Origin of the sequence: Jidongwangia harbinensis, from assembly GCF_020216025.1 — a bacterium.
GTDB lineage: Bacteria > Actinomycetota > Actinomycetes > Mycobacteriales > Micromonosporaceae > Actinoplanes > Actinoplanes harbinensis.
The window spans coordinates 339,476-350,896 of sequence record NZ_JAIWNC010000001.1; the positions used below are offsets into that span (position 1 = coordinate 339,476).

Consider the following 11,421-nt stretch of genomic DNA (forward strand, 5'->3'; position numbering starts at 1 on the left):
GTTTGTCCATGGTCACCGCCGAGGACGGTAACCAGGCACTCACGACAGTGTCAAGGGACCGCAGAACGGCGGCCGTCCGGTTTCCTTGACACCCTAGGGGGCCTGTGTGAACCTTGGTCCCGAACCGCCGTTGTCGCTGTGACTATTGATCAAGGGGAGATCAATGCCATCGACGCGCACCGATGACAATCCTCTCCGCCACGCACCGGGACCGGGTGCGGCATTGGCCTTCTCACCAGGCAATTCAGCGTCGAAGCCGGTGACTGATTAGCCACGGACAGCCCGGGATTCCCGGGCTGCCGAGTATGCCTTCCCGCAGAGCGATGAATTTATCTGATGGTAATAATGAACGGGGTTGATGAATGGCACCGCGTGGCTCGATTCCCATTGATTTGAGCAGGGCCGACCTGGCCGTCGACCGGTGGGCGGCGTCCACACCCGACCGGGTGGCCGTCCGGGATGCCACGTCCGCGGTGAGCTGGATCGAGCTGCGCGACCGGGTCACCGAGCTGGCCGCCCGGCTGATCGCCCGCCACGGCGTCCGGGCGGGTGAGGTGGTGGGCGTCGGCTGTCGCCGCGGCGTGGACGGCGTGGTGGCGGTGCTCGCGGTGTTGCGGGCCGGCGGAGCGTTCCTGCCGCTGGACCTCACCGCACCACGGGAACGACTGGCGCACATGGCCGGCGAATGCGCCGTGCGCACCGTGCTGGTGGATCAGCCGTCCGCGGTACTGGACGGGTCCGGAGCGGACCAGGTGGCGGTGTCCGGACCCGGCGCCGCGGCCGGCCGGGCGGTGTTCCCACCGGCCCGGCTCGACGACCTGGCGTACGTCATCTACACGTCCGGCTCCACCGGTACGCCCAAGGGCGTGCTCGTGCCGCACCGCGGCCTCGCGAACCTCGCGGCGACCCATGCCGACCTGCTCGGCATCGGTCCCGGCGACGTGGCGCTGAACTACGCGGCGATGACGTTCGACGGCTTCGTGTTCGAACTGTTCGTCCCGCTCCACGCCGGCGCGACGATCGTCCTGCCGGACGACGAGACCCGGCTCGACCCGGTGCGGTTGACCCGCCTGCTGGCCGACACCGGGGTGACCTTCGCGCCCATCCCACCGTCGCTGCTCGCCGCACTGCCCGATGTGGACCTGCCGGCGCTGCGCGCGGTGCTGGTCGCCGGCGACACCTGCCGGTTGGACGTCGCCCGCAGATGGGCGCGGGACCGGGTGTTGTTCAACTCGTACGGGCCGACCGAGGGCACCGTCTCGGCGACCCTGGCCCGCTTCCCCGGCACGGTGGCCGAGCTGCACGTCGGCGCGCCGTTCCCGGGCGTGGACGTGCACCTGCTGGACGACCGGCAGCGACCGGTCGAGCCCGGCGCGGTGGGCGAGATCCACATCGGCGGGGCCGGGGTCAGCTGGGGCTACCTCGGGCAGCCGGCGCTGTCCGCCGAGCGGTTCGTGCCCGATGCGCTCGGCGGCACGCCGGGCGCCCGGCTCTACCGCACCGGCGACCTGGGACGTGCGCGCGCCGACGGCGGGATCGACTTCCTGGGCCGGCGCGACCGCCAGGTCAAGATCCGTGGTGTCCGTGTCGAACTGGGCGAGGTCGAGGCCGCGCTCGTCGCCACTCCCGGCGTCCACGAGGCGGTCGCCGTGCCGCACGCCGAGGGCGCCCGGCTGGTCGCGTACATCACCGCGGTTCCCGGCGGGGACGCCGAGCCCGCGCGGGTGCGGGCGGAGCTCGAGGACCGGCTCCCCCGCAGCCACGTCCCGGACGTGGTGGTCCCGCTGCCCGAGATGCCGCGCAACGCCGCCCGCAAGATCGACACCGCCGCACTGCCCGATCCGTTCGGCCCGAGCGGGACGCCGGCGGGCGAGGCGGAGACGGTTCCGGCGGCCGGCGATCCGGTGGAGCGGGTCGTGGCCGACCTCGTCGCCGACACCGTGGGCGCGCAGACGGTCCCCGTACACACCCGGTTCTTCGACCTCGGCGGCAACTCGCTGCTGATGATGCGGTTGGTCGCGCAGGTGAACGAGCTGTTCGACGCCGAGGTGAGCGTCCGGGAGTTCGCCGCCGCACCGACCGTCGCCGCCCTGGCCGCGGCGGCCCGGCGCACGGCGGCGCCGGAACGGCTCGCCGCCGTCGCGGCGATGGCCGAGGAACTGGCCGGCGCGCCCGGAATCCCGGTGGATGCCCGGTGACCGGCGAGAACCCGCGGCGGCTGCACGAACTGCTGGCGGCCCGCCTGGGCGATGCCGCCCGTGCCGGGACCCGGTCCGAGGCGCCGCTGTCGTACGCCCAGGAGCGGCTGTGGTTCCTGGACCGGCTGGACCCGGGCAGCTCCGTCTACAACAGCGGTTTCGCCCTGCGGCTGACCGGCGCCCTCGACCGGGCCGCGCTGGCCGGCGCGGTCACGGGTCTGGTCCGGCGGCACGCGATCCTGCGCACGACCTACCGCCCGGACGACACGGGCACCGCCCGCCAGCACGTGTCCCCGGCAACCGCCGTCCCCCTGGCCGACCTCGAACTCGCCGGACCGGAGCCGGCCGAGGACCGGGCCCGGGAGGTCTGCCAGGCGTTCCTGGCCGAACCGTTCACCCTCGCCACCGGCCCGGTTCTGCGCGCCGGCCTGCTCACGCTCGACGACACCGACCACATCCTGGTGATCGGCCTGCACCACATCGTGTCCGACGGGTGGTCGCACCCGATCCTCGTGGACGAGCTGCGCCTGGCCTACAACTCCGAGACCGTCCGAGACCGTCCGCAGTACCTCGACTTCGCCGACGCGCAGCGCCGCGCCGCCGACCCGTTCGCCGGATCGATGCGCTTCTGGCGGGAACGGCTGGCGGGCGTACCCACCGAACTGGCGCTGCCCCGCGACCGCACCGTGGCCGAGGCGTCGGACCACCGGGGCGGCACGGTCCCGGTGACGGTCCCGGCCGAACAGGCGGCCCGGCTCAGCCGGCTGGCGGCCGCCGAGGGCACCACCGAGTTCGCCGTGCTGCTGTCCGCGTACGCGGCCCTGCTGGCCCGCTACAGCGGTCAGGACCGGTTCCTGATCGGCTTTCCGGCGGCCAACCGGCGATCGGCCGGCGAGTTCGACACCGTCGGGTTCTTCGTCAACACCCTGGCCTTCCCGGTCGACCTGCAGGACGATCCCACCCCGGCGGCGCTGGTCAGCCGGATCGGCGGTGACCTGCTGGACGCCTACGAGCACCAGGACGCCCCGTACGAGCAGGTGGTCCGGGAGATCGGCGCCGGCCGCGACCCGATTCAGGCGTTCCTCGCCTGGCAGAACGTTCCTCCGCCGGCGGGCGACTGGACCGGGCTGCGCTGCGCCGACTTCCCGCTGACCTGGCCGTGGGCGAAGTTCGACCTGACCCTCTCGCTGACCCAGGCGGGTGCGGAGATCCACGGCTACTTCGAGTACCGCGCCGCGGCCTTCGACCGCGCGACGATCGAGCAGCTGGCCGCCAACTGGTCGGCGCTGCTGAACGCGGTGCTCGCGGCGCCAGACCGGCCGCTGTCCGCGCTGGAACTCACCGGTGACGCGGCCGCGCCGACCGCCGACTGGCTGTCGGCCACCGCCTACGACCCGGCCGGCCTGGTCCGGGCGGACCTCGCCGTGGACCGCTGGGCGCGGTCCCGGCCGGACCGGATCGCGGTGCGCGACGAGTCGTCCGTGCTCACCTGGGCCCAGCTGCGCGACCGGGTCACCGGACTGGCCGGGCGGCTGGTCGAGCGCGGCGTGCACGGCGGCGACGTCGTCGGCGTGTGCTGCGGCCGCGGCGTCGGCGGCGTGGTCGCCGCGCTGGCGACGCTGCGTGCGGGCGCCGCCTTCCTGCCCCTGGACCCGGCCGCGCCCGCCGAACGGCGGGTCCGCCAGCTCGGCGAGTGCGGCGTCCGGATCGTCCTGGTCGATCCGGGCTCCGACACCCTGGCGGAGGCGGACGTCGAGCGTGTCGCGGTGACCGAGACGCACGCCGCCGACCTGCCCGAGGCGGGACTGGACGACCTGGCGTACGTCATCTACACCTCCGGGTCGACCGGTGCGCCCAAGGGTGTGATGGTCGCCCACCGCGGGCTGGCGAACCTGATCCGCACCCACGTGGCCGCACTGGAGGTGACCACCGAGGACGTCATCCTGCTCGCCGCCGCGCCCACCTTCGACCCGTGGGTCTTCCAGGTCGGTCTGGCGCTGGCCGCCGGCGCGACGCTCGTGGTGGCCGGCGACGACCAGGTGGCGGGTGCGCCGCTGGCCGCGCTGGTCGCCGACCGCGGGGTCACCCTGCTCAACGTCACCCCGACCACCGCGGCCACCCTGCCGGACACCGCGCTGCCCGCGCTGCGCGCCGTGCTCCTCGGCGGGGACACCTGCCGGCTCGACACCGCCCGTCGCTGGGCCGCCGGCCGGACGCTCTACAACGCGTACGGCCCGACGGAGGCGACGGTGTCGGCGACCCTGGCCCGGTTCCGCGACACCGTCGACCATGTCCACATCGGATCGCCGTTCCCGCACGCCCGGGTCTACCTGTTGGACGAGCGGATGCGTCCGGTCGCGCCCGGCGTGGTCGGCGAGATCTGCATCGGCGGCGTCGGCGTGGCGTGGGGCTACCTCGGCCAGCCCGCCCTGACCGCCGAGCGGTTCCGGCCCGATCCGTTCACCGACGTCCGGGGCGCGCGGCTCTACCGCACGGGCGACCTGGGCCGGCTGCGTGCCGACGGCGGGATCGATTTCCTGGGCCGGCGCGACCGCCAGCTCAAGATCCGTGGTTACCGGATCGAGCCGGCGGAGATCGAGGCCGTGCTCACCGCGACGCCCGGGGTGGGCGAGGCCGTCGTCGTCCCGCACACCGACCCCACCGGCGACACCCGGCTCATCGGCTACGTCACGCCCGACCGGCCCACCGATGCGGACGGCCTCGCCGCGCTGGCCCGGTTCGCGCACGAGGAGGCCCGGCGCGCGTTGCCCCGCTGGATGACGCCCGGGCTGGTGCTCGGACTGGCGGGCTTCCCCACCCGGCACGGCAAGATCAACCGGGCCGCGCTGCCCGAACCGGTGTGGTGCGGCACCGGCGACCGGTTACCGGCCGCCACGCCGACCGAGGTGGAGCTGACCCGGATCTGGGCCCGGCTGCTGCCCGCCGAGCCCGCCCGTGACGACGACTTCTTCCTCCGGGGCGGCCATTCCCTGCTGGCGACTCGTCTCGTGTTCGCCGTCGCCGAGTCGTTCGGCGTCGAGATGTCGCTGCGGACCGCGTTCGAGCACAGCACGCTCGCCGAGCAGGCGGCCTGGATCGACCGCGCCGTCGAGGCCGAGCTGGCCACGCTGTCGGAGGACCTGCTCGCCGAGATCGACCTGCTGGAGCAGCTGGACGATGCCGAGGTGGCCGCCCTGCTCAGCGAGTGGAACACCCGATGAGCGCCGTCTCGCCGGTCCGCGGCGTGGGCGGGCTGGCCGCCCACGCCGTGCAGGCCGACACCACGGACCCCGCCGCCGACGTCCAGCGGTGGACCCGGCTGCTGCTCCTCGCGTCCGCGTCCGGCGGGGATGCCTTCTCGGAGCATTGCGCCGCCTTCCCGTTCGCCGCCGTGGTCGACCACGTCCGCCGGTTCGGCAAGACCGCCGTGTCCCCGTGGCTGCCCACCACTCTGGAGTACGCACACCGCGCGCTGCACCAGTGCGCCCGCGGCTTCGGCGCCGGGCTCGACGCCGGCACACCCGGCGGCGTGCTGGACCGGTGGCTGCCGCTGACCTTCGATCTCCACCGGGATGCCGTCAGCTACGACAGCTACATCGGCAACCCGTTGCTGGAATCGGTCGACGGGGGCACCGCCGCGGTGGACGGGCTGATCACCGCCCTGGTCGCCGACCTCGCCGGGCACGAGGCGCGGGAGCGGTCCCGGACCGCCGGCTCCGGACAGCAGAAGCGGACCAGGGCGGCGCTGCGGGCGTTGCTCCGGGTGCGGGAGGTCGCGCCGTACGCGACGAACGCGGTGGCCGCCGGCACCGAGGCGGACGAACCGGATTCGGCGGTGGCCGCCGCCGTGCTGGCCGCGCGGACGCTCGAGGCCACACCGCGATCCGTCGCCCAGGTCGTCACGCTGACGATGCTGCCGATGACCGCGCTGCACGACGAGGTGATGTTCGTCCGGACCGTCCAGATCCTCGACCGGCTGTTCGCGGTGCTCGCCGCGGCCGCGCGGGAGGCGGACAAGGCGCTGGCCGAGCGGGACGTCCGGGCCGCGGCGGCGTTGCTGGACTCCGCCGCCGGGCGGGTGGAGGGCACCGCGCCGCTGCTCCGCCTGCTGGCCACCATGCCCGCCGAGGTGTTCGCCGTCCTGCGGATGACCACCGAGGGGTCGAGCGCGATCCAGTCGCGCAGCTTCCGGGACTTCGAAACCACGGCCGCCGCACTCGACCCCGCACTGCTGCCCGCGGCGGACCGGGACCGGATCCACCGGTCCATGGCCAGGCTGCAGGGAGCCTGGCAGGCCTTCAAACGCACACACTGGGGGATCGCGGTGAAATTGGTCGGCTCGGCCGCGGGCACCGGCGGGACATCCGGCGCCCGGTATCTGAGGGAACGCGTGGACCGGCCGCTGTTCCCGCTGCTGCCCGGGAGTGCGCGATGAACGCCTGGCTGCCCGGGTTCGACCGGGGCGCACGACCCCGCCTCCGTCTCTTCGCCCTGCCGTGCGCGGGTCGCGGCGCGGCGCAGTTCGCGTCCTGGTCGCGGCTGCTTCCGCCGGACGTCCAGCTCTGCCCGATCCAGCTGCCCGGCCGGGAGAACCGCGCCGCCGAGCGACCGGCCACGGACCTCGTGGGGCTCGCGGCCCGGCTGGTGCCGGCGATCGCCCCGCTGCTGGAGACGCCGTTCGCGGTGTTCGGGCACAGCATGGGCGCGCTCCTGGGCTTCGAGCTGAACCGCGCGCTGCGCGCCAACTTCGGCATCGAGGCCGTGCACCTGGTCGTCGCGGCCAGCCCGCCACCGCAGTTCGAGCACCCGGACCGGCCCGGCGCCGACGACATCGCCGCGCAGGTCGCCGCGTCGCTGACCGGCGTGCCCGACGGACCGGAACGCGACGAGGCAGCGGCCCAGGCCATCCGGGTGCTGACCGCGGACACGGAGATGTGCCGGACGTACACGTTCACCCCCACCGCGCCGCTGGACTGCCCGGTGACCGCCGTGCACGCCGAGTCGGACGCCGGCGTCACCGCCGAGCTGATGGCGGGCTGGTCCGCGCACACCACCGGCCCCTTCACCCACCTCGGCGTGGCCGGCGACCACTTCCTCGCGGAGTCCTGGGCCACCCTGCCCGCGGTCGTCCTCAGCAAGATGGGGAGCCTCACATGACTGACCTGTCCGCCCGGATCGCCGCTCTATCCCCGCAGAAGCGCCGGCTTCTGCTGCTGCGGGCGGCCGAGGCCAGGGCCACCCGGGTACGCCGGGCCGAGGAGCAGCGTGCCGCCGGAGCGCTGCCCCTGTCGTACGGCCAGAACCGGCTGTGGTTCCTCCACCAGACCGAACCGGATTCGGCGGCGTACCACCTGGTCAGTCCGCTGCGGCTGCGCGGGCCGCTGGACGTCGCCGCGCTCGAACGCGCCGTCGCCGTCGTGGTGGAACGGCACGAGGTGCTGCGCAGCGCGGTGAGTGTCTGCGCCGGCGGGCCGGTGCAGACACCGATGCCGATCGACGGGGGGCTCCGGCATGTCGACGCCACCGGCCTCGACGACGCCGCGCTGGCCGAGCGGTGCACCCGGCTGGCCGAAGAGCCCTTCGACCTCGGCGCGGGCCGGGTGTTCCGCGCCGACCTCGTCCGCGTCGCCGACGACGACCACGTGCTGCTGTTGTGCACCCATCACCTCGCCGGTGACGGCTGGTCCGACGCGCTGGTGCAGCGCGAGATCAGTCAGGTGTACGCCGGCGCCGAGCTGAAGCCGACGACGATCCAGTACGCCGACTTCGCGGTGTGGCAGCGTGAGTGGCTCAGTGGCGGCCGGATGGCCGAGCAGGCGCGGTACTGGCGCCAGGCGCTGAGCGGGGTCGACGACGTCCTCGAGTTCCCCACCGACCGTCCCCGCACCGCCGACCCCGATCCGGCCGGCGGCACGGTGGAGTTCCACCCGCCGCCGTCGGTGCTGGCCGGGGCCCGGGCGCTCGGTGACGCCGAGGCGACCACCACGTTCGCCACCTTCCTGGCTCTCTACCAGGCGTTCCTGCACCGGCACACCGGACAGACGCAGTTCGCGGTGGGGGTCCCGGTCGCCAACCGGCCCCGCCCCGAGCTGGCGGACGTCGTCGGGTTCTTCGTCAACACCCTGCCCGTCCCGGCTCGGTGCGGCGGCGATCCGACCGTGCGGGAACTGGTGCGACGAGTGCGCGGGGAGGTCGCCGGCGCGCTGTTCCACCAGGACATCGCGTTCGAGCGCATCGTCCGGGAGGTGGCCCCGCGCCGTGACCTCGCCCGGTCGCCGCTGTTCCAGACCATGTTCGTCTGGGAGGAGAACGCCGAGCCCGGCCTTCGCCTGCCCGGCATCGAGGTGACCCGAGCCGCCGTGCCGTGGCATGCGGCGAAGTTCGAGACCACCCTCTGGCTCCACGCCGACGGCGACCGCCTGCGCGGCAGCCTGGAATACCGCCGTGACCTGTTCGACGCCGCGACGGCCCGGCGGATCGCCGACCGCTGGGTCCAGTTCGCCGCGGCCGCCGTCGCGGCGCCGGACACGCCGATCTCCGCGCTCCCCCTGCTGCTCGAGTCCGAACGGGCCCGGTTCGACGAGATCAACGCCGCCTCCGTCACGGCACCGGCGCCGGACCTCGCCGAGCTGCTGTCGCTGGAGCACGGGGATGCCCCCGCGCTGCGCGGCCCGGACGGCCCGGCGTCCTACGGCGAGCTGCGCGCCGCGGTCGACACGCTCGCCGGCCGGCTGCGGGCCGCCGGGGTCGGCCCGGACGTCCTGGTCGGAATCTGCCTGCCACCCGGCCCCCAGCTGATCACCGCGGTGCTCGCCGTCCTGCGCGCGGGAGGCGGGTACGTTCCCCTGGACCCGTCGCTGGCTCCCGCGCGGCTGGCCTACATGCTGGACGACAGCCGGGCGCGGCACGTCATCACCGGCCGGGACCAGGCGGAGCGCCTGCCCGCCGGCGCCGCCCGGGTGCTGCTCGTCGACGGCACCGGGCCGTCCGCCCCGCTCGACGCCCGGACGGCACCCGGCCACCTGGCGTACGTGATGTACACCTCCGGATCGACCGGGCGGCCCAAGGGCGTGATGGTCAGCCGTGGCTCGCTGGCGAACTACCTGGCGTGGGCGGTCGAGGAGTACGGCGTGCGGCCCGGGCAGGTCGTGCCGCTGCAGTCCTCCTTCTCCTTCGACATGAGCGTCACCTCGGTCTACACCCCGCTGGTCGCCGGGGCGACGCTGCAGATCACGGCGAACGCGGCGGTGGCGGCCGACCTCGCGGACACCGTGACCAGCGGCACCCGGTACGGCCTGTTCAAGCTGTCGCCGAGCGCCCTGCGCCTGCTCGAACACGAGCTTCCCCGGCAGCGGCTCGCGGGGACGACCCGGTGCATCGTCCTGGGTGGCGAGCAACTGCAGGGCGGACACGTCAGGCGCTGGCTCGACGCCGACCCGGATCTCGCGATCTACAACGAGTACGGACCCACCGAGGCCACGGTCGGTTGCGCGATCCACCGCCTGCCCGCCGACGTCCCCGACGGTCCGGTCCCGATCGGCCGCCCGTTCGCCAACGCCCGGATCTGGTTGCTGGACTCGCGTTTCCAGCCGGTTCCGATCGGTGTGGTCGGCGACCTGTACGTCGGCGGCCCGGGGCTCGCCCGGGGCTACCACCGGCGGCCCGGTCTCACCGCCGAGCGGTTCGTGCCCGACCCGTTCGGCCCGCCCGGCGCGCGTCTCTACCGCACCGGCGACAAGGCGCGCTGGTCCGGCGACGGGCACCTGCAGTACCTCGGCCGTGACGACGGCCAGGTCAAGATCAGGGGCTTCCGGGTGGAACTCGGCGAGATCGAGGAGAGCCTGGTCCGGCACCCCGCGGTCCGGCAGGCCGTGGCGTCGGTGCACGGTGACCGGGTCATCGCGCACGCCGTGCTGGCCGAGCCCGTGTCGCCCGACGACCTCCGCCGGTTCGCGGGCGCCGAGCTGCCGTCGTACATGGTGCCCGCGCGGGTATTGCCGGTGGACTCGATCCCGCTGACCGCGAACGGGAAGGTCGACCATTCGGCGCTGCCCGCCCTGGAGGGCGAACGGCCGGACCTGGCGACCGCGTACGCGGCACCGGTCGGTGCGGTGGAACGCGCGCTCACCGAGCTGCTCACCGACGTGGTCGGTCTCACCCGGCCGGGCCGCGACGACAACTTCTTCGAACTGGGCGGCGACTCGATCGGCGCGGCGGTGTTCGCCGCCCGCGCTCGCGAGGGCGGATGGCTCCTGACCGTCCGCGACGTCTTCCAACACGGCACGGTGGCCGCGATGGCGGCCGCCGTGGCGTCCCGCATAGATCCGGCAACAACCAACGGAAAGGAATTGCCATGACGCAGGCCAAGGTCGTTCGCACCCGCGCGACCCGCGACAACGCCGACGACGTCGTCAGCCAGGTCTACCTCGACCGCAACCGGGAGACCTGGAACCGAGTCAGCGACGGCTACCAGAAGGACCACAACGGTTTCCTGTGCGCCGACGGCATGGCCTGGGGCCTGTGGCAGGCCCCGGAGTCGCAGGTCAACGCGCTGGGCGAGGTGCAGGGCAAGGACACCCTCGAAGTCGGCTGCGGCGGCGGGCAGTGCTCCATCGCCCTGGCCCAGGCCGGGGCCCGTCCGGTCGGTGTGGACATGTCCGGGCAGCAGCTCGTGCACGCCAAGGAGCACCAGGTGGCGGCGGGTGTGGAGTTCCCGCTGATCGAGGCGAACGTGGAGAACATCCCGTTGCCGGACGCCAGCTTCGACATCGTCTTCTGCGACCACGGCGCGCTCACCTACGCCGACCCGCACAAGTCGATTCCGGAGATGGCGCGCCTGCTCCGCCCCGGTGGGCTGCTCTCGTTCAACATCAGTTCGGTCTTCCGGGACCTGTGCTGGGACAACGAGGCGAATCAGCTGGGTGACCGGTTGACCGAGGACTACTTCGACCTGTTCCGCTTCCACACCGAGACCGTGGTGGCCTACCAGCTCACCTACGGCGACTGGATCCGGTTGTTCCGGGCCGGCGGGTTCGTGGTCGAGGACCTGATCGAGTTGCGCCCGCCGGCGGACGCGACCACCACGTACCCGTACGTGAGCAAGGAATGGGCTCGCCGGTTCCCGGTCGAGAACATCTGGAAGGTCCGCAAGGCGGCCTGACCGCCGCACCTGCCATCCGGTCGGGACGCGGCCCGTCCGCGTCCCGACCGGGCCCTTTCGACC

6 protein-coding genes are annotated in these 11,421 nt (G+C 73.7%); all 6 read left to right on the forward strand.

What is annotated here, in order from left to right:
- The first annotated feature begins 392 nt into the window (after positions 1 to 392).
- The 6 genes from LDL48_RS01530 to LDL48_RS01555 are packed head-to-tail and all read left to right on the forward strand — an operon-like array spanning position 393 to position 11,358.
- Entirely contained in the window at positions 393 to 2,198 is a 1,806-nt protein-coding gene (locus tag LDL48_RS01530) for a non-ribosomal peptide synthetase (protein WP_225253118.1), read from the forward strand.
- The gene (locus tag LDL48_RS01535) at positions 2,195 to 5,419 is read left to right on the forward strand and encodes a non-ribosomal peptide synthetase (RefSeq protein ID WP_225253119.1); all 3,225 of its coding nucleotides are present in this window, start codon (positions 2,195 to 2,197) and stop codon (positions 5,417 to 5,419) included. Before LDL48_RS01530 ends, LDL48_RS01535 begins: the two co-directional genes overlap by 4 nt.
- On the forward strand, positions 5,416 to 6,633 hold the full coding sequence (locus LDL48_RS01540; RefSeq protein ID WP_225253120.1) for a tryptophan 2,3-dioxygenase: 1,218 nt from the start codon (positions 5,416 to 5,418) through the stop codon (positions 6,631 to 6,633). The genes LDL48_RS01535 and LDL48_RS01540 overlap by 4 nt, the downstream gene beginning before the upstream one ends.
- Entirely contained in the window at positions 6,630 to 7,355 is a 726-nt protein-coding gene (locus tag LDL48_RS01545) for a thioesterase II family protein (protein WP_225253121.1), read from the forward strand. The genes LDL48_RS01540 and LDL48_RS01545 overlap by 4 nt, the downstream gene beginning before the upstream one ends.
- The gene (locus tag LDL48_RS01550) at positions 7,352 to 10,555 is read left to right on the forward strand and encodes a non-ribosomal peptide synthetase (RefSeq protein WP_225253122.1); all 3,204 of its coding nucleotides are present in this window, start codon (positions 7,352 to 7,354) and stop codon (positions 10,553 to 10,555) included. The genes LDL48_RS01545 and LDL48_RS01550 overlap by 4 nt, the downstream gene beginning before the upstream one ends.
- The gene (locus LDL48_RS01555; protein WP_225253123.1) at positions 10,552 to 11,358 is read left to right on the forward strand and encodes a class I SAM-dependent methyltransferase; all 807 of its coding nucleotides are present in this window, start codon (positions 10,552 to 10,554) and stop codon (positions 11,356 to 11,358) included. Before LDL48_RS01550 ends, LDL48_RS01555 begins: the two co-directional genes overlap by 4 nt.
- The last annotated feature ends 63 nt before the right edge of the window (positions 11,359 to 11,421 follow it).